The sequence below is a fragment of the Pseudogemmobacter hezensis genome, assembly GCF_013155295.1.
Lineage (GTDB): Bacteria > Pseudomonadota > Alphaproteobacteria > Rhodobacterales > Rhodobacteraceae > Pseudogemmobacter > Pseudogemmobacter hezensis.
The window spans coordinates 175,307-196,404 of the sequence record NZ_JABJXT010000006.1 but is presented as its reverse complement, the minus strand read 5'-3'; the positions used below and the strand labels follow the sequence as shown (position 1 = coordinate 196,404).

The following is a 21,098-nucleotide window of genomic DNA, read 5'->3' as shown; positions in this document are numbered from 1 at the left end:
AGACAGCAATGACTCAAGGACTTCCGCTGGCACGGATAAACCCCGCGCAACGGTCGATGACACCGGGATTGGCCTTTGGCAATTATGGGGCGGGCAGCACGCGCCGGATGCTGAATGCACGGGAAAAGGCAGCGGTGGTCGTGCGTTACCTGCTGGCGCAGGGGGCAGAGCTGCCGATTGCGCAGCTGCCAGACCATCTGCAGACGGCGCTGGCCGAACAGATGGGCCAGATGCGGCTGGTGGACCGTGAAACCCTGGATCAGGTGGTCTCTGAATTCATGTCCGAGTTGGATTCTGTCGGCCTCGCCTTTCCCGGCGGGCTTGAGGGCGCGCTGAACGCGATGGATGGCCATATCTCGCAAACCACCGCCAGCCGCTTGCGGCGCAAGGTCGGCGTTGGCTCGCGCGGGGATCCCTGGGATCGCCTGGCCTCGCTGTCGCCAGAACGGCTGGTGCCGCTTCTGGAGAATGAGGCGGCCGAGGTCGCGGCGGTGATCCTCTCAAAAATGCCGGTGCAAAAAGCGGCCGAATTTCTGGGCAAGCTGCCGGGCGAGCGGGCGCGACGAATCGCTTTTGCGGTGTCCCAAACCGCGAATACCGATCCCGAAACGGTGCGCCGTATCGGCATCGCCGTGCTCGGCCAGATTGATGCGCAACCGCTGAAGGCCTTTGATCGCGGCCCGGTCGAGCGGGTGGGCGCCATCCTGAACATCGCCCCCGCCCAGGTGCGCGAGGATGTGCTGAAGGGTCTGGAAGATGAGGATGCGGGCTTCGCCGAAGAGGTGCGGCGGTCCATCTTCACCTTCGCGCATTTCCCGGCGCGGGTCTCTGGCCGTGACATTCCGAAAGTGGCGCGCCTTATTGATCAGGCCACGCTGGTGACGGCCGTTGCCTATAGCAGGGGCAAGCCCGCGCTTGAGGCGGCGAGTGAATTCATTCTCGCCTGTATCTCGCAACGGATGGCGCAGAACATCCGCGAAGAGGTCGAGCAAGCCGCAAAGGTCAAAGACCGCGATGGCGAGGCGGCGATGGCCGAGATTGTCGGCGCCGCCCGCACGCTCGAATCACAAGGAGAGCTGGTTATGATGATGCCCGAAGATACCGAATAGCCCCCCGCGCCCTTCCTCGCCCGCCCGCATCTGCCCGGCCGCCAGCCAGCCCGTTGCCGCATCTCGTACAACAGTTCGCGCCCATGGCCCCACAAGCAGACCGTAGCAGGCCATCCCGCCGTCTGTTCACGGTTTGCAGATCGGCTTGCGGCATACCCCGAAAGCTGCCGCGGTCGGTCTGCCTCTGCCAGATTTATCCGCCAGAGCCCCTTTCAGAGCCGCCCCTCTCAGATGCTTCAGCCAGATCTGCAGTACTTTTACGGCCTGACCTTGTACAGCCTGGACCTGAGCACCAGACACTTCAATTGCCGGGCACTTCAATTGCCAGGCACCTCAATTGCCAGGCACGCCATACGCCGGGCCAGGCACCGGGCCAGCGGTTATCCCTGTGATCCGCATGGCAGGCCCAGACTGCAATCCATCCGGGACTGGCCACAGGCAGCTTTCTTTTTCCCCCTCAGCTGCAACAGTCCGGGGCCTGCCTCTTGTGTCTTCCTCTACGCCTCACTAGCCTTGCCGACATCATGCAAAACGCACAAAACCCGGCACGGGGCATCCTTTTGATGATCCTCGCAATCTCGGCATTCACCCTGCTCGATGCGAGCGCGAAAGGGTTGATCCAGCGCTATTCCGCGCCTCAGGTGGTCTGGGTGCGTTTCCTGGGCCAGTTGCTGATCGTCGCCCTTATTCTGAGGGCCCGGACGCCAGCGATGATGCGTACCCAATACCCGCGTTTGCATCTGATGCGGGCCTTCTTCCAGGTCACGACTGCGGCGCTGTTCTTCTCTTCGCTGAACCATATCGGCCTTGCCGAGGCGACCGCCCTCACCGATACCAGCCCGGTTCTGGTCACCCTTGGGGCCGCGCTTTTCCTGGGCGAGCGGCTGGGGCCAAGACGGCTGATCGGGATCGGCGTCGCGCTGACGGGGGCGGTGATCATCCTGCGCCCCGGAGCCGGGGTTTTCACCTGGTGGGCGCTGCTGCCACTGGCCGCCGCCGTCTCTTTTGCTGCCAATTCAATCCTGACCCGCCGCATCGGCCAATATGAGCCGGTCTGGACGGCAATGCTCTGGGGCGGCCTTTTTGGCACCGTCGCTTTTGGCCTTGCCCTGCCCGCCGTGTGGAAACCGATTGAAATGGCGGATCTGCCGCTTTTCGTCTTTGTTGGCATGATCGGCACCCTGGGCCAGGTGCTGATGATCCGCTCGCTTTCAATCGCCGAGGCAGGTCTGGTCGCGCCTTTCAGCTATATCGGCGTCGTGCTGGCAACGCTGTGGGGGGCGTTGTTTTTCAACGAATATCCTGATTTCTGGACGGTGGTCGGCACAATCGTCATCGTCTGCGCGGGGCTTTACGTCTGGCACCGTGAGACACGTCACCGCGCCGGCAGCGCTGCGCCATAAACCATAAGCTGAAAACCTCAGTCAGCTAAGCTGAAAACCTCAGTCAGCGCTGACCGCAGCCAGGATCTGGCCCGGACCGCCCGATCCTGCGTCAACATCCTGAACAATCGCCACGGCGGGGGCCGCATCGCCTGCCGGGACGGTCAGCTCCAGCGGCGCGGTGCCGCTCCAGTCGCCAAGCGTCTGCCAGCTGGTGACAATATTGCGATAGGTCACCGTCTTGCCGGCATTCTCGCCACGCTCGATGCTGACCGTGGCCTGGGGCATATAGCGCACCAGCTCCAGCCGGACCGGCGCTGAAAGGGGCGGATCGGCCTCTGCCCGTATCACCAGATCACCGCCGATGCGGCTGACCGAAAGCTGCACCGGGCTGGGTGCGCCCTGTTTTGCCGTCAGGGCTGCAAGCGTTTTCTCAGGGTCGAACCCCTCGATCCGCTCAACGCCATCAATGATGAATTGCGGCGTATAAATCGTGCGCGAGCCAATGGCGCGGGCATAGCTTTTCTGCCGTTCGGTAAAGTCGGAATTGCCGAAGCTGTCCTCCCAGCCGATGTAATCCCAGTAGTCGACATGCAGCGACAGCGCGATAACGCGGCTGTCTTCAGCGAGGGTGGCGAAAAAACCATCTGCGGGCGGGCAGGACACGCAGCCCTGCGAGGTGAACAGTTCGACCAGAATTTTGCTTTTGTTGTCAGAAAGATCCGCGCTGAGATCAGCCCCTTTCGGCTGGGGCGCAGCGGCCTGCTCGGCCGCAGCCGGGCCGGACAGCGATGCGACAAATGCGCAGGCAAGGGTTGCGGCCATGGCTGTTGCACGCGCAGAGTTGCAAAGCACAAAGCGGCCACGGGCGGCACTGAACATAATTCGCATGTTTGTCTTTCCCGCCTGTCGCAACCAGCAAGGGCCAGACCGCCTCCAGCAGGCCCGATCCCCTCAGCCCCCTGTATAGAAAAGACGAGGCCCTGCTGCCAATCAAGGTTTTGCGATTTTTTGCAATCTGGGCCACCGTTTCTGCGACCGCTATGCTATGAAGCACTATGGGTTCGGGCGTTTTGTTGCCAGTTCGGTTTGTGGGACACATATGCGTTTCAATGAATATGGATCTTTGTCCCTGGCCTCACTCTGGCCGCGCCCGATTTTTCCGGGTGCAGCCAAAGCCACCCATCGCAGCCAACACCGGCCACGCCTGATTTAAAGGAGCCAGCATATGACCGTAACCGTCGGACATGACAGCCAGAAAACCCGCAAAACGCTAAGCGCGGGCGGCACCAGTGTCAGCTATTACTCGATCCCGGCTGCCGAGGCGGCGGGCCTGGGTGAGTTCTCGCGCCTGCCTGCCTCGCTGAAGGTGGTGCTGGAAAACATGCTGCGGTTTGAGGATGGCAAGACCGTCACCACCGACGATATCCGCGCCTTCTCCGACTGGGGCAAGCAGGGCGGCAAGAACCCGATTGAGATCGCCTATCGCCCGGCCCGCGTCTTGATGCAGGATTTCACCGGGGTTCCGGCGGTGGTTGATCTGGCGGCGATGCGCGACGGGATCCTGGGCCTTGGAGGCGACGCGCAAAAAATCAACCCGCTGAACCCGGTGGATCTGGTGATCGACCACTCGGTGATGATCGACGAATTTGGCAATCCGCGCGCCTTCCAGATGAACGTCGATCTGGAATATGAGCGCAATCTGGAACGCTATACCTTCCTGAAATGGGGGCAAAAGGCCTTCAACAATTTCCGCGTTGTGCCGCCCGGCACCGGGATCTGCCACCAGGTGAATCTGGAATATCTGGCCCAGACCGTCTGGACCGATACCGATCAGAACGGCGATCTGGTCGCCTATCCCGACACGCTGGTTGGCACTGACAGCCATACGACCATGGTGAACGGCCTGGCCGTTCTGGGCTGGGGCGTCGGCGGCATCGAGGCCGAGGCCGCGATGCTGGGCCAGCCCGTTTCCATGCTGATCCCCGAGGTTGTGGGGTTTAAGCTGACCGGGAAAATGGTCGAGGGCACCACCGCAACCGATCTGGTGCTTAAGGTCGTGGCGATGCTGCGCAAACATGGCGTGGTGAACAAATTCGTCGAATTCTGGGGCGAAGGCCTCGATCATCTGCCACTGGCCGACCGCGCCACCATCGCCAATATGGCCCCCGAATATGGCGCGACCTGCGGCTTCTTCCCGATTGATGATGAGACCCTGCGCTATCTGCGCAATACCGGCCGCGATGAGGGGCGTATCGCCCTGGTCGAGGCCTATGCCAAAGAAAACGGCATGTGGCGCGGTACCGATTACGCGCCGATCTACACCAGCACGCTGGAGCTGGACATGGGCACCATCGTGCCCGCGATCTCTGGCCCCAAGCGCCCGCAGGATTACCTGCCGCTGACCGACAGCGCCCGCACCTTCTATAAGGTGGTCGCCGATTACCGTGGCATTGATGTCAGCCCCGATGCGCTGGATATGGGCGATGAGGGCGGCGCGATCACCGCGCCGCCGAAAGACGTGCGCAAAGTGGTCGCGGTTGAGGGCAAGGATTACACGATCACCGATGGCTCGGTGGTGATTGCGGCGATCACGTCCTGCACCAATACCTCGAACCCCTATGTGATGATGGGGGCGGGTCTGGTGGCGCGCAAAGCCCGCGCTTTGGGCCTGACGCGCAAGCCCTGGGTGAAGACCTCGCTGGCGCCCGGATCGCAGGTGGTGGGCGAATATCTTGCCGCCTCGGGGCTGCAAGAGGATCTCGACGCGCTTGGCTTCAACCTGGTCGGCTATGGCTGCACCACCTGCATCGGCAATTCGGGGCCGCTGGGGGATCCCGCGATCTCAAAGGCGATCAACGACAATGACATCGTCGCAACTGCCGTTCTGTCGGGGAACCGCAATTTTGAGGGCCGGATCTCGCCGGATGTGCGCGCGAACTTCCTCGCCTCGCCGCCTCTGGTGGTGGCCTATGCGATTGCGGGCGATCTGAACGTGAACCTGACCCGCGACCCGATCGGCCAGACGCCTGACGGGCGCAATGTCTTCCTGAAAGACATCTGGCCGACCAGCCAGGAAGTGGCCGAAATGGTTGACCGCGTGGTCACCCGGCAGATGTTCCAGGAAAAATACGCCGATGTTTTCAAAGGCGATGAGAAATGGCAGGCCGTTGAGGTCACCGGGGCCGAGACCTATGACTGGCCGCCCGCCTCGACCTATATCCAGAACCCGCCCTACTTCCAGGGGATGGGGCGCGAGAAAGGCGCTATCTCGGATATCGCGGGGGCGCGGGTGCTGGCGATCCTGGGCGATATGATCACCACCGACCATATCTCGCCCGCAGGCTCGTTCAAGCCGACCACTCCGGCGGGCAAATACCTGCTGGAGCGCCAGGTGGCGGTGAAGGATTTCAATTCCTACGGCTCGCGCCGGGGCAATCATGAGGTGATGATGCGCGGCACCTTCGCCAATATCCGCATCAAAAACGAGATGCTCGATGGGGTTGAGGGCGGCTATACCCTGGGGCCTGACGGGGCGCAGACCTCGATCTTTGACGCTTCGATGGCCTGGCAGGCCCAGGGCAAACCGCTGGTGATCTTTGGCGGCGTTGAATATGGCGCGGGCTCTTCGCGCGACTGGGCGGCAAAGGGCACGGCGCTGTTGGGCGTGAAGGCGGTAGTTGCGGAAAGCTTCGAGCGTATCCACCGCTCGAACCTTGTGGGCATGGGGGTGATCCCGTTCGAGTTCACCGCAGGCGACAACCGCAAGTCCCTGAATCTGAAGGGAGATGAGGAAATCTCGATCCAGGGTCTGGCGGGCGATCTGAAACCGCTTTCGCTGGTGCCGATGACCATCCGCTATGGCGATGGCAGCGAAAAAACGGTGCAGATCAAGTGCCGGATCGATACCGCCATCGAGATCGAATATGTCGAGAACGGCGGCGTGCTGCATTACGTGCTGAGAAACCTGGCGAAATCCTGAGCCTGGCATAAAGGATGAGGGGCCGGATTTCCCGGCCCTTCGTTCCCATTAAGTTCCTTTTCATCCGAATCACGCAATCTGGGCAGGTCCAGCCAGAAAGGCTATGCCAGATGCGACAACAGACCCGCGCTGCCATGCGCGAATTGGGAATTCCCGCCCGGGCGCTTTTCCCGCCCCTGCCGCCGGCTGCAGAAATATGCGCGGCTCCCCCCGCGCCTGCCCGCCGGGGCGTAAGAATCGCAGTACCGGCCCTGGGGCGCAGACTTTGGCCAGCCTCTGTGCAACAGCTGAGATCGCTCATTCGGTCAGGCCAGTCACGCATTCAAAGCACCCGCCCCGCTTTGGGCCAGCGCTTTGCGCTTCCGGCTTTGCCCCTAAGTGAATTGCTGATGCCAGTTGGTCTGATGGCCCTGGCTTTGTTTCGCTAGGCCAGATCAAACACCTCAGTTCAAAACAGCGGTTCACCAAAGGGGGGCAAAGCCCCCTCGCCTTTGGCAGGCCTTACAGCGCCGCAGGATCTGCTGACGCCTGTTACAGATGGGGCTGTCCTGCCGCGCTCATGCAGGCTTCCATTCGTTCATCTGTGATCGGCCAGAGGGTGAAGGTGCCCCTCTTTTGAGAGCGGCAGTTAAAGATCGGATAATTGCCATGATCCGAGAAATACTGGCACCAGAGATTTCCCGCACCTTCGGTGCCATCTGCCGCATCATCGGCAGCGTAAAGGATATTTGGCACCTCATTATGACCAAAGGCGCGCAGTTCCAGGGGCCAGTCTGTTGCCTTCTCGGCCGTCTCAGTCGCCTCCCCCCCAGGCTCTGCGGCGCAGGGGTAAAGCATAAGACCCCAACCCTCAGAGGCAGGCACGATCCGCACCAAATCATCAATCAGGCCGGGGCTCTCTGCAGCATCTTTGCCGACGCGCTCATAAACCCCGGTAAAGAAAGAGGTTTCCGGGAGACGGTCATCCGCCATCCCGATCCCTGAGCCCAGGCCAAGCAAGCTGAAAACGGCCAGAGAAACCGCCTTCACTTCTCGTCCCCCTGTTGCAGCGCCGCCGCCAGCGCCGGAACAAAGCGGGCCTCATAATCTGTGCCAACCAGCGGCCCGGTGAATTTGAACAGAACCTTGCCGTCACCGTCGATGATAAAGGTCTCGGGCGGGGCCGAGACCCCCCACTCCACCCGGTTGCGCCCATTGGGATCTGTCGCAATCGCAAAGAAGGGGTTGCCGTCGCGCTGCAGATAGCCCGCCGCATCGGCCTCTTTATCCATGATATTGACGCCCGCGACCCGGATGCCTTTGGCGTCCATTTCCTTCAGAACCGGGTGCTCAGCGCGACACGGCGGACACCAGGAGGCCCAGAAATTCACCACCGTCACCTCACCCTTGCGCAGATCCGCGGCTGTCAGCAGCGGCGTGCCGGGCAAGGCGGTTTCGGGCAAAACCGGCGCATCGCGGCCAATAAAGGTCGAGGGCAATTCCCCCTGCCCCTCGCGGCCCATACCCATGTAAAAGGCGGCCACGACACCGGCGAAAAGAACCGGCGGTACTGCGATCAGCCAGTTCATTCTGCCTGCTCCGGTTTGCGGGGCCGCTCTGCGGCGGCCCTCGCCTCGGCAAGGGCAAGGGCTTTGCGCATCCGCGCCCCTTGCCAAAGCGTGACGGCCAGCAATCCGGCCAGCAAAACCAGCGCCGCGCCCCAGGCCCCCAGGACCGCAACAGTGTATTTCCCCAGATCAGGCATCATGCCATCCGCTCCCTTGCCTGCAATACCGAAAGACGTCTGGCCCGGATCAGCATCCGCGTCCTGAGCAGAACGATCATGATGAAAAACAACACAAATCCCAGGATGCAGATCACCAGTGGCACGTAATAGGCGACATCCAGCGGATCCTTTTCGCCGACTTTCAGAATGGTCGAATCCTGATGCAGCCCCTGGTTCCAGAACTTGACCGCATAGCGCGACAGCAGCGCAAAGACCGAGCCGACCACACAAAGCACCGCCGTCAGATCGGCTGCGGTGTCAGGATCCTCGATCGCCGACCAAAGCGCGATATAGCCCAGGTAAAACAGGCAAAGGATCAGGAATGAGGTCAGGCGCGGGTCCCATTCCCACCAGGTGTTCCACATCGGCTGCCCCCAGAAGGCCCCGGTCACCAGCGCGATCAGCGTAAACACCAGCCCCGCAGGTGCCGCCGCCCGCGCAGCCAGCGCCGAGACATGGTGCCGGCGCACCACCCAGATCAGCGAGGTGATCAGCATCATGATCCAGGCATTGATCGCCATCATCGCAGCAGGCACATGGATGAACAGGATCTTAACTGTCGCGCCCTGTTTGTAGTCATCCGGGGTAAAGAAAAAGCCCCAGCCAAGGCCCAGGATCAGCGACACCGCAGTCAGCCCGACCAGCCAGGGCAAGACCCTGGCTGACAGCTGCATGAAATTCCTTGGATTGGCAAATTCCCAAAACGACATGGCGATCCAGATGCTTCCTTACGGTGGCGGGTATAGCTTGCCCGGCTGCAAAATAAACTGATTTACCGCAAATTCACGCGGATTGCCGCTGCTGCGGCAAATGGCAACAGCGCCAATGATCCTGCGGTAATCGCTGCCAGCGCGGCCAGTGGCGTCGTAAGGGCCATACCGGACGCGCCGCGCCGCACGACCTCGGCACCAAAGATCAGCGTGGGCAGATAGAGCGGCAGAACCAGAAGCGAAAGCAAAAGCCCCCCGCGGCGGATGCCGACGGTCAGCGCCGCGCCAAAGGCACCGATCACCGATAGCGCCGGGGTGCCGATTGCCAGTGACAGCATCAGCCAGGGCCAGGCCACAGGCGGCAGGCTAAGCAGGATCGCCAGCAGAGGCGAGACAAGCGTCAGCGCCAGCCCGGTCACCAGCCAATGCGCGACCGCTTTCAGTGCGACGACCCCCTCCATTGGCAGCGGGGCTGTGGCAAGCAGATCAAGGCTGCCATCCTCGTAATCAAGCGCAAAGATCCGGTCGAGGCTGAGCAGACAGGCCAGCAAGGCCCCAACCCAAAGAACGCCAGGTGCGATTGTGGCGAGAACGCCGCTTTCCGGCCCGACCCCAAGCGGCACCAGCACCGCGACCAGCAGGAAGAAGGCAAGCCCAAGGCCAAAGCCGCCGCCCGCCCGAAACGAAAGCAGAAGGTCGCGCTTCAACAGGGCAATCATCGCGATGCTCCATCGCTGAAAGCATCGCCGAAGGCATCGTCAAACCCAGGCGTTGCCATTTGGTGTGGCGCGGTCCGATAGGGCGTCAGATCAAGAATGGCGGCCTCGGGCAGGCCAAGGTCGATATGGGTTGCAATCAGGGCCGCGCCGCCGGCGCCAAGATGATCGCGCAACACATCGGCAAAAAGCGCTACGGACTCCTGGTCGAGAGACACGGTCGGCTCATCCAGCAGCCAGACGGGGCGGCCCGTGACCAGCATCCGCGCAAGACCAAGGCGGCGCTTTTGCCCCGCTGACAGCCGGGCCGCAGGGCGATCCGCCAGAGAGGTCAGGTTCATGCGCTGCATCGCCTCTGCAGTGGCCGCCTTTCCGGTTCCAAAAATAGCAGACCAGAATGAGAGATTGGCTGAAACACTCAGCGCCAGCTTTACCCCGTCGGCGTGGCTGGCATAGGCAATGCTCTCGGACGCGGCCTCGATCTGACCGGCCGCAGCAGGCTGCAGGCCTGCGATTGTCCGCAAGAGCGTCGTTTTGCCAATGCCATTGGCACCGCGCAAAACCAGTGTGCGGCCAGGCGCCAGCGCGAAGCTAACCTTGCTTAGCGCGATAAGGCCGCCGCGCGAAACTGCCAGATCCCGGACCGTTAGTAACATTGTTCCTCCGTCACGGATCCTGTGGGCCGCGCCAATTCCTTCGAAGGAATTGGTCCGGAATTTTCAAAAATTCCGGGCTGCCTCAGCCCAGAGGCAGCAAGGCTGCCGAAATTCTGCGGCCCTCTGAGAGCAGCACGTTATATGTGCGGCAAGCTGCTGGCGAGGACATGGGCTCGACCCCGATCCCCACCTCGTCAAGACGCTGGCGCAGGCTGGCAGGCGGCCAGGAGATCTCTTTGCCCATGCCCATCAGCAAAACATCAATGCGGCCAGCAAGGGAAAGCAAGGTATCCAGATCGTCAACGCCCCCCCAGCCCCCCGCATCCCAGGGGGTGATCAGGGACGCACCGCGCAGCAGATGGCCGCCGACCCGGAAAAAGCCGGGGCCATAGCTCTCTATCGGCATGGCCTCGGCATAGGTGATTTCCGTCAGACGCATCGGCAAGCCTCAGGCGTCGACATCGGCGAATTCACCGCCTTTTTTCGCCACTTTCGGCTTATCACCACGATCAACGCCCAGATAAAGCACGATATTTTTCGCCATATACAGCGTCGACCAGGTGCCAAGAACCACGCCCAGCGTCATTGCAAAGACAAAGCCCCGGATCACATCGCCGCCCCAGATCAGCAAAACGATCAACACCAAAAGCGTCGAGGTCGCCGTCATCACCGTGCGCGACAGCGTCTCATTGGTGGTCAGGTTCATCATCTCGCGCAGTGGCATCGTCTTGTATTTGGCAAGGTTTTCCCGCAGCCGGTCAAAGATCACCACCGTGTCATTCACCGAATAGCCAAGGATTGTCAGCAGCGCCGCGACGATGGACAGGTCAAAGCGGATCTGGAACAGCGCGAACACACCAACCGTCACGATCACGTCGTGCAAAAGCGCCGCGACCAGCCCGACCGCCATCTGCCACTCGAACCGCATCCAGATATAGACGAGAATCGCGCCCGAGCCCGCCAGAACCGCCAGAACTGCCTTCCAGATCAGCTCGCCCGAGACTTTGGGCCCGACCGATTCGACAGAGGGGAAGGTGATCGCCGGATCGACGGCTTTCAGCGCATCCTCAACCTCCTGGATCACCTCAGGCGTGACCGCCTCTTCGCCTTCGCGGGCACCGATACGGATCTGCGCCACATGCTGATCGGCACGGAAGCCCGGGTCATTGACCTCGGAGATCGAGACATCGCCCAGCTGCAGCGCAGCCAGCGCCTCACGATAGGCGGCGATTCCCACCTTCTGGTTGGATTCCGTGCGGATTGTCGTGCCGCCTTTGAAATCGACGCCAAAGTTCAGCCCCATCACCGCGACCAGCACGAATGAGGCGATGATCATCCCGATGGAGATCGAGAAGGTGATCCACTGGTATTTGAAAAAGTCGAAATTTGTCCGGTCGGGAACGAGTTTAAGACGCCATGCCATGACTGTTATCTCCCCTTAAACCACGATCTGCTTCGGACGGCGGGTGTTGATGTAAAGCTCGACCACCAGGCGTGTCACGTAAACGGCGGTGAACATCGAGGTGATCACCCCCAGCGTGAAGGTCACGGCAAAGCCGCGCACCGGGCCAGAGCCGATCCAGAACATGATGAAGCCGGTCATCAATGCGGTCACATTGGCGTCCATGATTGCGGAAAACGCTCGCTCGAACCCGGCCTGGCAGGCGCGTTGCGGGCTTTGGCCCTCGCGCAGCTCGTCGCGGATGCGCTCAAAGATCAGCACGTTCTGGTCGATCGCCATCCCCATGGTCAGCACGATCCCCGCGATACCGGGCAGCGTCAGCGTCGCCCCGATCGCAGAAAGCAGCGCCACCAGAATGATCACGTTCAGCACCAGCGCCACATTGGCGAACCAGCCAAACATCCCATATGAGGCGACCATATAGATCAGCACCGCCGCAAGACCGATCATCGCTGCGGTCTTGCCCGCCTCAATGGAATCGGCGCCCAGTTCCGGCCCGATGGTGCGTTCTTCAAGGAAGTCCATCTTCGCAGGCAAAGCCCCTGCCCGCAGCAGGATCGCCTGTTCGGTGGTCTCTTCCACCGTGAAGCGGCCAGTGATGATGCCCGAGCCGCCTGGGATATGCACATTGATCATCGGGGCCGAAATTACCTGGCCATCAAGCACGATGGCAAAGAGCTTGCCGATATTGTTCGCGGTGTAATCGCCGAACTTCCGCCCGCCCGAGGCGTCAAAGCGGAAGCTGACGGCCGGGCGCTGATTTTGGTCAAAGCTGGGCTGGCTGTCGATAAGATTGTCGCCAGAGACCACCGGGGTCTCTTCCACGATATAGTAAAGCCCCGGCTGATCCTTCGACGGCAGCAAAAGATTGCGCGGCCCGGGATTTGCGCCCGGATCGGTGGTGGTGCTGATCACCGCGTTGAAGGTCAGCTTCGCTGTGGTGCCGATCAGCCCTTTCAACTCGGCAGCCGAGCCGATTCCGGGAACCTGGATCAGGATCCGGTCTTTGCCCTGGCGCAGGATCGTAGGCTCACGCGTGCCCGCCTGGTCAACCCGGTTGCGGATGATCTCAAGGCTTTGCAGCATCGTGCGATCATCGGTTGCGGTCTTTTCCGCCTCGGTCAGCTGGATGACGATATCCGCGCCCTGCGAGGTGATCGTGATGTCAGAGGCCTGCATCCCGGTCAGCGTCATCACCGGGCTTGCCAGCTTTTGCACAGCCGCCAGCGCTGCCGCCATATTCTCGGGGCGTGAGATGGTGATGCGCACCGTATCATCGGGCGAAGGCGCACGGCGCACCGCACCAACCTGATCGCGCACCTCGCGCAGCGCATCACGCGCCTCGGGCCAGAGCCCATCCATCCGCGCCTTATAGACATCCTCAACCTGGACCTGGGCCAGAAGATGCGCCCCGCCCCGCAGATCCAGACCCAGCGGCATCAGCGCCGAAGGCATCCAGTTCGGCCAGAGCGCCAGATCGGCGGCCTCTTCCACAGTGGCCACGCCATCGGCTTTGGCAATCGCGGCGGCGGCGTCATTGTGACGCTCGACCCGGTCATAAAGCGCGTTTGGCAGCGCGGCGATTATCCCCCAGCAACATACCAGCAGGATAAGAACTCGTTTCCAGGTCTCGGTCGGCGTCATGTCAGCCTCAGAAGTCACAACAGGAAAGCCGGCCCCTGTAGCGGGCCGGCAGAATGAGGGCCGGCCCCAGGGGCCGGACGCCCCTTATTCAGGCCGAGGCAGCAGCCTCGGTGCGGTTCAGAACCTGGGTGATGGTGTGTTTGACAACCTTCACCTTCACGCCCTCGGCGATCTCGACCTCAACCATGCCGTCCTCCTGGACCTTCACCACTTTGGCGACGATCCCGCCCTGGGTGACGACCTGGTCACCACGACGCAGGGCCTCGACCATGGCGCGGTGCACTTTCATCTTTTTCTGCTGCGGGCGGATCATCAGGAAATACATGATCCCGAAGATCAGGATCAGCGGCACGAATGAAGCCAGGGCAGAGCCTGTTCCGGTTGCAGAGGCGGTCTGGGCGAATGCGGGGGTCACGAACATGAGGGCGAAATCTCCGGCGTTTGGCGTGTGGGTCTGTGAAAACCGTGTGAGTCTTTAGAAAACGGTGCCCGTCGGCGGCCCGCCTTCGTGATTATCGGCCCATCTAAGCGCTTTTTGTCCCCTGCGCCAGAGGAACTGCACGATCTGACAGGGCCGTAAGCATCACAGGGCGCTTACCGGCGGCCTGCAGACAATCCAGAGCACCGCAATGCAGCCTGCCTCTTTTCCCGGGCCCAACCATCTGGCATAAGCCCTCACGCAATTCCTGCAAGCCAGCGAGGCCAGTTCCATGCATGATATCCGCATGATCCGCGAAAATCCCGCCGCTTTCGATGCGGCCCTGTCCCGTCGCGGTCTGGCTGCGCTGTCGCCTGCGCTGCTGGCGCTGGATGAGGCGCGCCGGACGAAGATCCTCGCCGCCGAGACCGCCCAGGCTGAGCAGAACCGCGCCAGCAAAGAGGTGGGTGCTGCCAAAGCCAAAGGCGATGAGGCCGAATTTGAGCGCCTTCGCGCGCTTGTGGCCGAGAAGAAGGCCGAGATCGCCCGTCTGACCGCCGAGGCCGATGCCGAGGACCGCAGCCTGCGCGAGCAGCTGGCGACCATCCCGAACCTGCCGCTGGACGAGGTGCCCGAAGGGGCCGATGAGGATGACAATGTCGAGATCCGCCGCTGGGGCACGCCCGCTGCATTCGACTTCACCCCGGTCGAACACTTTGAAATCGCAGGCGTAAAGCCCGGCATGGATTTCGCCACGGCGGCGAAACTGTCCGGGGCGCGGTTCGTGGTGCTGAAGGGCGCGGTGATCCGGCTGCACCGGGCGCTGGCGCAGTTCATGATCGACACCCATGTCGAGGACCATGGCCTGACCGAGGTCTGGACTCCGGTTCTGGTCAAATCCGAGGCGATGTTTGGCACCAACCAGCTGCCGAAATTCGCCGAGGACAGCTATGAAACCACCAATGGCTGGTGGCTGATCCCGACATCCGAGGTCACGCTGACCAATTCCGCCGCTGGCGAGATCCTTGACGCGGCTTCGCTGCCCGTCCGGATGACCGCGCATACCCAATGCTTCCGTTCCGAGGCCGGGTCTGCGGGCAAGGACACCACCGGCATGCTGCGCCAGCACCAGTTCGAAAAGGTCGAGATGGTGACGCTTTGCACGCCCGAGACCGCTTTGGCCGAGCATGAGCGCATGACCACCCAGGCCGAGGCGATCCTGCAAAAGCTGGGCCTGCCCTATCGCACGGTGGTGCTTTGCACCGGGGATATGGGGTTCGGGGCGCAAAAGACCCATGACATCGAGGTCTGGCTGCCGGGGCAGAACCGCTACCGCGAGATCTCGTCGATCTCGACCTGCGGCCAGTTCCAGGCGCGGCGGATGAATGCGCGTTTCCGCCCCGCCGAGGGCGGCAAGCCCGAGTTCATCGCCACCCTGAACGGCTCTGGCCTTGCGGTCGGGCGCTGCCTGATTGCGGTGCTGGAAAACGGCCAGCAAGCGGATGGATCGGTCGAAATCCCCGAGGTCCTTCATCGCTATATGGGGGGCAAAACCCGGATCGGCGCTGACGGCGTGCTAAGCTGATCAGGCCGCCCCCGGTCAAACAATCCGCGTCGAACCATCCGCCATGAAAAACGCCGCCCCCCTGGAGCGGCGTTTCTTTTTGGGTGCAATGAGTTAAGGCACCGAAGCCTGGATCAAAGCGGCCAGAACCGACGGCGGTAATATTCGGCCATCCCCCGCAACCGCGCCTGCAGTCGCGGCCAGCGGGCGGTTGCCATATAGGCCCGCTCCAGCCGGTTGTGCAGCCGCATCCGAATCCGCCAGACCAGCCCGGAACGCCTGACAGTCGGCTGAGCATTAGGTTCTTTGACGGTCTGCAGCGACCAAAGCCGCATGCTCTCTGATGAGACAGGCTGGAATTCAGGGCGGGCGGTCATCTCGCGCAGCTGGGCAATCGCGGTGGCCGGATCCTCAAACAGATTGACGCGGCGGGTCAGGGACTGGGTCTCAAAGTCCAGCACCCGCAGATTATGCGAGAAGCGATCCAGCACCGCATCATCCGGCTTTGCCCCCATCGCACGCACCAGCGCCTCTGCGGTGCTGGTGGCGGTATCGCCTTTGGGCGCGCCTGCGTGGTGGTCGAGGAAGGCCGGGGCCGCCGCCAAAGCCGCCTGCTGCCAGTTCGGCAAATCCGCCAGCGCCGCCGACAGTGCCTCGGGGGTAAGGGCGACCGGATAGGCCCCCATTGGGTCAGAGCTGAACTTGTCCACCTCTTCGCCATGCGGGTTGAAATAGATCACCGGCACATTGATCGCCAGCGCTTCAAGGATCCCCGAGGCAAAGCGTTGCACCGAGAGGCTGCAGTCCTGGATCGCGGTGTAGAAATCCTGATCGGTGACAAATTCCGGGAAAAGCGTTCCGCGATCCTCGGGGTGGCGGCTGATCACCGGCACCATGCCTGCGGCCTGAACAGCCTCAACCACCTGACGCAGCCAGAGGTCGCGCTTTTCGACCAGCACATTATGCGAAAAATTCGAATTGATCAGAACCTTTGCGCCAGGCCCTGCGGGCGGGCGGCTCGGGCGGGGCTGGCTGCGCAGATGCTCGATCCGGGGAATGCCAACCACTTCAAGATGTTGCGCGCCGTCTTGCGGGAAATAGCGGCGGTCAAAGGCACCGGGCAGCAAGACGGTCTGCGCCGTGCGATAGGCGTGACGCGGGCGGCCCGTATCCTTGTCGAGATAGTCCTGGATGCCCTCGACAATGGCGGCGGTGGCAATCCCGGCCTCCTGAGCTGCCACCAGGATTGGGCGGGTGACATAGTCCCAGTCGTTGAAGGCGACCACAAGGCGCGGCGCATAGCGGCCAAGCGCCACCTCGCCATAGCGGATCAGCGGCAGGCCCAGATCCTCGGCCACCTGCCGCACGCCGCCCTCACGCCAGGTGGCGGCAAGATCGACCACGGCAAAGCTGATCCCCAGCCGCTGCAGCGCAGGCGCAAACAGGCCGATCGTCCAGGCGTGATAATCCTTATGCGGCAGGAAGAGGATATCGGCCTCAGCCTGGCGAGCAGGATGCCAGAGCCGATCCTGATCCGCCTCTCCGTAAGGGCCGAATGCGGTCGCGTCAGTGCTTTCATAAACGCTGGCGGGCGGCGGGGCCTCGGCCAGCATCTGCAAAAGCTGGTCGAGCTGTGGCTCCATCTCTTCGGGAACCGGGCCTGACAGCTGACGGCGGATGCCCTCTTCTACCTGTCTGCGAACCGGCTTCGCGGGGGCCACCACATGGCCAAGGTCTGGCAGCTGCGCGGTGATCCTTGCGGCAATCTCTGCCAGCGGCGGCGCATCGGGTGCGGCCATCGACATGCCGGAAAACTGCAAAATACGGCCCGCCTTGCCCGCCTGATGCGCGTAATCGCCAAAGGGCCGGATCAGCCGATACGGCGAGCGCCCCAGGGCGTCCGCATCCAGGCTTTGCAGCGCACTGTCATAAAGCGCCAGCGAGTTGGTCAGATGCCGCACAGGCGCCTTGCGCACCGCGCTGCCCCGGCGATTGCGATAGGTAACCGCGACATGGGGGGCCGGCATGAACCAATAGCCCGCCCGCAGGATCCGCGCCCAGAGGTCATAATCCTCGGCCTGATCCATCGCCTCGTTGAAACCACCGCATTCATAAAGCACATCGGTGCGGATCAGCGGCTGATTGGCGTTGAAGGGGCAAGCCCCGCCCGTCGTCGCAAAACCCAGCGGTGACAGCACCATCGGGCGGCTGGGCGGCGGCGATTTCGCCTCTTCGGGGATGCTCTGGCTGGCGCAATAGCTGCCCGCAACCCGGCCCGCGCCCTCTGGATCGGCACGAAGCGCCTGCTGATAGGCCCGCAGCCGCAGCACCAGACTGTCATGCATCATCAAATCATCGGCATCCAGAAAACAGACCAGCGGGCTGTTCGAGGCCCTCAGTCCGGTGTTTCTGGCCGCCGAGACCCCTGCCCGCGCCCGCTGCATGACCACCCGGATCCGGCGATCTTTGGCCCGCCAGTTTTTGGCGATCTCAAAGGTGTTGTCGTCGGAAAAATCGTCAACGACGATACATTCGAAATCCCGGAAATTCTGTTTGCTGATCGAGGCCAGCGTCGCATCCAGATAGGCGCCTGCGTTATAGGCCGGGACGATGACAGTGACGACGGGCATGCTGTAATCCTGTTGGCTTGGCCCTCACTGCACGAGAGGCATATCGCTTTCGGCCCCGGATCGGTCTGGGTCGGTCAGGCTCTGTCCAGGGGCCCTGGGCCGTGATCTGTGCGGGGATCTGCCGCAAAGGGCGCGGCAGACCAGCCCATAGAAATGCGCCCCGAAACCGAGCGCCTGCAACCGTTACTTCTTGACCTGTTTCCCCTGGTGCTTGCGCAGCCGCGAGGGGGTGTGGAACTTCTTTTCCCGGAACGGGTTCTGATCGCCCTGGCCGCGCAGGAACAACCGGATCGGCGTGCCAGGCATGTCAAAGTGATCGCGCAAGCCATTGACCAGATAGCGTTTATAGCTTTCGGGCAGCTCATCAGGGCGCGAGCATTTGATAACGAAACCCGGCGGCCGGGTCTTGGCCTGGGTGATATAGCGCATCTTGATGCGGTGCCCGCCCGGCGCGGGCGGCGGATGCGCCTCGGTCATGGCCGAAAGCCAGGAGTTCAGCCGTGCCGTCGCCACCCGGCGGTTCCAGACCGCATGGGCGCGCAGGATCGCGTCATGCAGACGGTCCATGCCGCGCCCGGTCTTGCCGGAAATGGTGACCAGCGGCGCACCGCGCAGCTGCGGCAGCAGCCGCTCGAACATCTCTTTCAGCTCGGCCAGCTTGTCCTGGCGGTCGGTTTCCAGATCCCATTTGTTGATCGCCACCACGACCGCCCTGCCCTCGGTCTCGGCGAAATCGGCGATCCGCAGATCCTGGGTCTCAAAGGGGATCTCATTGTCCAGAAGGACCACGACGACCTCGGCAAAGCGCACGGCCCGCAGTCCATCCGAGACGGAAAGCTTCTCCAGCTTTTCCGTCACCCGCGCCTTTTTGCGCATGCCCGCCGTATCCCAGATACGGATCGGGGTGCCCTGCCACTCGGTCCTGATCGAGATCGCATCGCGGGTGATCCCGGCCTCTGGCCCGGTCAGCATCCGGTCCTCGCCAAGGATCTTGTTCACCAGTGTCGATTTGCCCGCATTCGGGCGGCCGATCACCGCGATCTGCAAAGGTTTGGTGACCGAGGGACGCCAGCTTTCATCGGCATCCTCATCATCACTGTCGAACTCGCTGTCCTCGGGCAGGTCGAGATCGGTTTCGGGCGTGATCTCGGCCTCGCGCGCGGCGAATTCTTCCTCAAAGGGGCGCAGGATGTGGTACAGATCATCCATCCCCTCGCCATGTTCGGCAGACATCCGCACGGGTTCACCAAGGCCAAGGCTATAGGCCTCAAGCGCGCCGGCATCGCCTGCCTTGCCCTCGGCCTTGTTCACGCCAAGGATCACGCGGGCGTTCTTCTTGCGCAGGATCTCGGCGAAGGTTTCATCCGTGGCCGTCACCCCTGCCCGCCCGTCGATCACGAAAAGGCAGACATCTGCCATCTCGACCGCGCGTTCGGTCAGGCGGCGCATGCGGCCCTGCAGGCTGTCATCGGTAACCTCTTCCAGCCCCGCCGTGTCGATCACGGTAAAGCGCAGGTCGAAAAGTTTCGCATCCCCCTCGCGCAGGTCGCGGGTGACGCCGGGCTGGTCATCGACCAGCGCCAGCTTGCGGCCCACAAGCCGGTTGAACAGCGTGGACTTGCCGACATTGGGGCGGCCGACAATGGCGAGTGTGAAGCTCATGGCGCAGATCTCCTGAAGCTCGCCCAGTTACACGGGAAAGACCTCAGCGGAAAGCCAGAAGTTGCCCGTCATTCGAGACGACGTAAAGCGTGCCCCCCGCGACTGCAGGCTGGGTCGCCGCTCCGCCGGGAATTTCAACAGTGGCAACCAGGCTGCCATCAACGGGCGAGAAGCCGCGCAGCACCCCGTCAGACGAGGCAACCCAAAGCCGCCCGCCTGCCAGAACCGGGCCGTAATGGGCGGTGATCGCCTTGCGCTTTTTCACCTTTTCGGCGGTGAAATAGGGCAGCTCGACCGCCCAGATCACCTCGCCGGTGCTGGCATTCAGACGCGCCAGACGCGCCTCATCCGACACAAGGAAAACCGAGCCGCCCGCAACTGCCAGCGGGCCCAGAGCGCCCTCTTCCGCGTCCCAGATCCGCTCGCCCGAGGTGGCGTCCATGGCGACGGTGCGCCCGACCGCGGTGCCGGTGTAAAGCGTGCCGCCCACAAGCGCCGCATCGCCCGTCACATCCTGCGCCTCGCCATAGGCGATGCCGGGGCGCCGCCCTGCGACCGATTTCTGCCACATCTTATTGCCGCCGCCGATCTTCATGACCGCGATCAGATCCGCAGCCCCCGAGGGGAAGATCACCGCCCGGTCTGCAACCGTGGGCGCCGCAGACCCCAGATAGCCCGCAGGCCCTGGCGTGCCGACAACCTGCCATTGCACCTTGCCGTCATTCGCGCCAATCGCCCAGGCCGAGCCATCACGCCCGGTGACATAGACCACCCCATCCGCAACCGCAGGTGCCCCCTGGATCGGGCTGTCAACGCGCTGACGCCACAGCATCCGGCCCGAGGCCGCATCCATCGCAACCACTTCGCCATAAGCGGTCGAGGCGTAAAGCCGGCCGCCATCTGCGGCCAGACCACCACCCGAGACCCGGCCGCCGCGATCCGTCGCCGGCGTCAGATCGGTCTGCCACAAAAGCTGCCCGCCGGTCGAAACCCCGGCCACGACCATTGCCGCATCCAGCGTAAACACCCGTCCGCCCGCGACAACCGGGGCGGCGGCGATACGGAAGCGGCGCGAAGAGCCCTCGCCGATGGTGGTGGCAAAGGCCAGCTGCGGGGTGGCGCGAAGCGCTGCATGGGGCGCATCATGGCGCACATTGCCACCGCGCTGCGCCCATTCGGCGTTGTTTTGCTGCGCGGGCAGGCTGATCGGTGCAGAGCGCGCCACCGGGCCCGCCTCACGCGAGGCCGAGCCCTCAAGCACGTCACGCACATCGATCCGCTCGCCCGGCAGGATCAGCTCTTTATTGCCACAGGCGGCCAGCAGGGCCAGCCCCGCAACCGCGCCCATCAGCCCGCCGATCCGCTGTTTCTTGCCCACGCCGTGCCCCTTCATATCCG

General features: G+C 62.7%; 18 protein-coding genes. 4 read left to right on the top strand and 14 right to left on the bottom strand.

Annotation, left to right across the window (positions count from 1 at the left end; translation table 11 throughout):
• Positions 1 to 8: 8 nt before the first annotated feature.
• Entirely contained in the window at positions 9 to 1,109 is a 1,101-nt protein-coding gene (locus HOY34_RS08990; RefSeq protein ID WP_172361976.1) for a flagellar motor switch protein FliG, read from the top strand.
• Between the two features lie 485 nt (positions 1,110 to 1,594).
• A complete protein-coding gene (locus HOY34_RS08985; RefSeq protein ID WP_301538893.1) occupies positions 1,595 to 2,512 on the top strand; it encodes a DMT family transporter in 918 nt (305 codons plus the stop codon).
• Positions 2,513 to 2,551: 39 nt separating this feature from the next.
• Here the strand turns inward: HOY34_RS08985 and HOY34_RS08980 are convergent, their stop codons facing one another.
• The gene (locus HOY34_RS08980; RefSeq protein WP_253944336.1) at positions 2,552 to 3,382 is read right to left on the bottom strand and encodes a DUF1223 domain-containing protein; all 831 of its coding nucleotides are present in this window, start codon (positions 3,380 to 3,382) and stop codon (positions 2,552 to 2,554) included.
• A 337-nt stretch (positions 3,383 to 3,719) separates the two neighbouring features.
• Between HOY34_RS08980 and acnA the strand changes: the two genes are divergently transcribed.
• The gene (gene acnA / locus HOY34_RS08975) at positions 3,720 to 6,473 is read left to right on the top strand and encodes an aconitate hydratase AcnA (RefSeq protein WP_172361973.1); all 2,754 of its coding nucleotides are present in this window, start codon (positions 3,720 to 3,722) and stop codon (positions 6,471 to 6,473) included.
• A gap of 531 nt (positions 6,474 to 7,004) precedes the next feature.
• Here acnA and HOY34_RS08970 read toward each other — a convergent pair.
• From HOY34_RS08970 to yajC, 10 genes are all read right to left on the bottom strand, one after another.
• Complete coding sequence (locus HOY34_RS08970; RefSeq protein ID WP_172361971.1) at positions 7,005 to 7,502, bottom strand: hypothetical protein; 498 nt, start codon at positions 7,500 to 7,502, stop codon at positions 7,005 to 7,007.
• The gene (locus tag HOY34_RS08965) at positions 7,499 to 8,041 is read right to left on the bottom strand and encodes a DsbE family thiol:disulfide interchange protein (RefSeq protein WP_172361969.1); all 543 of its coding nucleotides are present in this window, start codon (positions 8,039 to 8,041) and stop codon (positions 7,499 to 7,501) included. Before HOY34_RS08965 ends, HOY34_RS08970 begins: the two co-directional genes overlap by 4 nt.
• The gene (gene ccmD, locus HOY34_RS08960) at positions 8,038 to 8,220 is read right to left on the bottom strand and encodes a heme exporter protein CcmD (protein WP_172361967.1); all 183 of its coding nucleotides are present in this window, start codon (positions 8,218 to 8,220) and stop codon (positions 8,038 to 8,040) included. The genes HOY34_RS08965 and ccmD overlap by 4 nt, the downstream gene beginning before the upstream one ends.
• On the bottom strand, positions 8,217 to 8,948 hold the full coding sequence (locus tag HOY34_RS08955) for a heme ABC transporter permease (protein ID WP_172361965.1): 732 nt from the start codon (positions 8,946 to 8,948) through the stop codon (positions 8,217 to 8,219). Before HOY34_RS08955 ends, ccmD begins: the two co-directional genes overlap by 4 nt.
• Before the next feature lie 62 nt (positions 8,949 to 9,010).
• The gene (gene ccmB, locus HOY34_RS08950) at positions 9,011 to 9,667 is read right to left on the bottom strand and encodes a heme exporter protein CcmB (protein WP_172361963.1); all 657 of its coding nucleotides are present in this window, start codon (positions 9,665 to 9,667) and stop codon (positions 9,011 to 9,013) included.
• The gene (gene ccmA, locus HOY34_RS08945) at positions 9,664 to 10,320 is read right to left on the bottom strand and encodes a heme ABC exporter ATP-binding protein CcmA (RefSeq protein ID WP_172361961.1); all 657 of its coding nucleotides are present in this window, start codon (positions 10,318 to 10,320) and stop codon (positions 9,664 to 9,666) included. Before ccmA ends, ccmB begins: the two co-directional genes overlap by 4 nt.
• 82 nt (positions 10,321 to 10,402) lie before the next feature.
• Positions 10,403 to 10,759 carry an Mth938-like domain-containing protein gene (locus HOY34_RS08940; RefSeq protein ID WP_172361959.1) on the bottom strand — a complete coding sequence of 119 codons (357 nt, stop codon included), beginning with the start codon at positions 10,757 to 10,759 and terminating at the stop codon, positions 10,403 to 10,405.
• A 9-nt stretch (positions 10,760 to 10,768) separates the two neighbouring features.
• Entirely contained in the window at positions 10,769 to 11,743 is a 975-nt protein-coding gene (secF, locus tag HOY34_RS08935) for a protein translocase subunit SecF (RefSeq protein ID WP_172361958.1), read from the bottom strand.
• A 15-nt stretch (positions 11,744 to 11,758) separates the two neighbouring features.
• The gene (gene secD / locus HOY34_RS08930) at positions 11,759 to 13,426 is read right to left on the bottom strand and encodes a protein translocase subunit SecD (protein ID WP_172361956.1); all 1,668 of its coding nucleotides are present in this window, start codon (positions 13,424 to 13,426) and stop codon (positions 11,759 to 11,761) included.
• A gap of 88 nt (positions 13,427 to 13,514) precedes the next feature.
• Positions 13,515 to 13,847 carry a preprotein translocase subunit YajC gene (yajC, locus tag HOY34_RS08925; RefSeq protein WP_172361954.1) on the bottom strand — a complete coding sequence of 111 codons (333 nt, stop codon included), beginning with the start codon at positions 13,845 to 13,847 and terminating at the stop codon, positions 13,515 to 13,517.
• Between the two features lie 289 nt (positions 13,848 to 14,136).
• Between yajC and serS the strand changes: the two genes are divergently transcribed.
• Complete coding sequence (gene serS, locus HOY34_RS08920; protein WP_172361952.1) at positions 14,137 to 15,429, top strand: serine--tRNA ligase; 1,293 nt, start codon at positions 14,137 to 14,139, stop codon at positions 15,427 to 15,429.
• A gap of 113 nt (positions 15,430 to 15,542) precedes the next feature.
• Here the strand turns inward: serS and HOY34_RS08915 are convergent, their stop codons facing one another.
• The 3 genes from HOY34_RS08915 to HOY34_RS08905 all read right to left on the bottom strand — a co-directional run bounded on the left by HOY34_RS08915 (position 15,543) and on the right by HOY34_RS08905 (position 21,078).
• A complete protein-coding gene (locus HOY34_RS08915; protein ID WP_172361950.1) occupies positions 15,543 to 18,038 on the bottom strand; it encodes a glycosyltransferase family 2 protein in 2,496 nt (831 codons plus the stop codon).
• 183 nt (positions 18,039 to 18,221) lie between these two features.
• Positions 18,222 to 19,700: a ribosome biogenesis GTPase Der gene (gene der, locus HOY34_RS08910; RefSeq protein WP_172361948.1), complete on the bottom strand. Its 1,479-nt coding sequence runs from the start codon at positions 19,698 to 19,700 to the stop codon at positions 18,222 to 18,224.
• Positions 19,701 to 19,743: 43 nt separating this feature from the next.
• The gene (locus tag HOY34_RS08905; RefSeq protein ID WP_366926937.1) at positions 19,744 to 21,078 is read right to left on the bottom strand and encodes an outer membrane protein assembly factor BamB family protein; all 1,335 of its coding nucleotides are present in this window, start codon (positions 21,076 to 21,078) and stop codon (positions 19,744 to 19,746) included.
• Positions 21,079 to 21,098 lie beyond the last annotated feature (20 nt).

What these genes read in the sequence shown, in the direction of transcription:
- HOY34_RS08980 (WP_253944336.1), bottom strand. Translation starts at nt 3,382, where the DNA reads ATGCGAATTATGTTCAGTGCCGCCCGTGGCCGCTTTGTGCTTTGCAAC.
- ccmB (WP_172361963.1), bottom strand. Translation starts at nt 9,667, where the DNA reads ATGATTGCCCTGTTGAAGCGCGACCTTCTGCTTTCGTTTCGGGCGGGC.
- der (WP_172361948.1), bottom strand. Translation starts at nt 19,700, where the DNA reads ATGAGCTTCACACTCGCCATTGTCGGCCGCCCCAATGTCGGCAAGTCC.
- HOY34_RS08940 (WP_172361959.1), bottom strand. Translation starts at nt 10,759, where the DNA reads ATGCGTCTGACGGAAATCACCTATGCCGAGGCCATGCCGATAGAGAGC.
- HOY34_RS08915 (WP_172361950.1), bottom strand. Translation starts at nt 18,038, where the DNA reads ATGCCCGTCGTCACTGTCATCGTCCCGGCCTATAACGCAGGCGCCTAT.
- acnA (WP_172361973.1), top strand. Translation starts at nt 3,720, where the DNA reads ATGACCGTAACCGTCGGACATGACAGCCAGAAAACCCGCAAAACGCTA.
- HOY34_RS08965 (WP_172361969.1), bottom strand. Translation starts at nt 8,041, where the DNA reads ATGAACTGGCTGATCGCAGTACCGCCGGTTCTTTTCGCCGGTGTCGTG.
- secD (WP_172361956.1), bottom strand. Translation starts at nt 13,426, where the DNA reads ATGACGCCGACCGAGACCTGGAAACGAGTTCTTATCCTGCTGGTATGT.
- HOY34_RS08955 (WP_172361965.1), bottom strand. Translation starts at nt 8,948, where the DNA reads ATGTCGTTTTGGGAATTTGCCAATCCAAGGAATTTCATGCAGCTGTCA.
- yajC (WP_172361954.1), bottom strand. Translation starts at nt 13,847, where the DNA reads ATGTTCGTGACCCCCGCATTCGCCCAGACCGCCTCTGCAACCGGAACA.
- HOY34_RS08990 (WP_172361976.1), top strand. Translation starts at nt 9, where the DNA reads ATGACTCAAGGACTTCCGCTGGCACGGATAAACCCCGCGCAACGGTCG.
- ccmA (WP_172361961.1), bottom strand. Translation starts at nt 10,320, where the DNA reads ATGTTACTAACGGTCCGGGATCTGGCAGTTTCGCGCGGCGGCCTTATC.
- ccmD (WP_172361967.1), bottom strand. Translation starts at nt 8,220, where the DNA reads ATGATGCCTGATCTGGGGAAATACACTGTTGCGGTCCTGGGGGCCTGG.
- secF (WP_172361958.1), bottom strand. Translation starts at nt 11,743, where the DNA reads ATGGCATGGCGTCTTAAACTCGTTCCCGACCGGACAAATTTCGACTTT.
- serS (WP_172361952.1), top strand. Translation starts at nt 14,137, where the DNA reads ATGCATGATATCCGCATGATCCGCGAAAATCCCGCCGCTTTCGATGCG.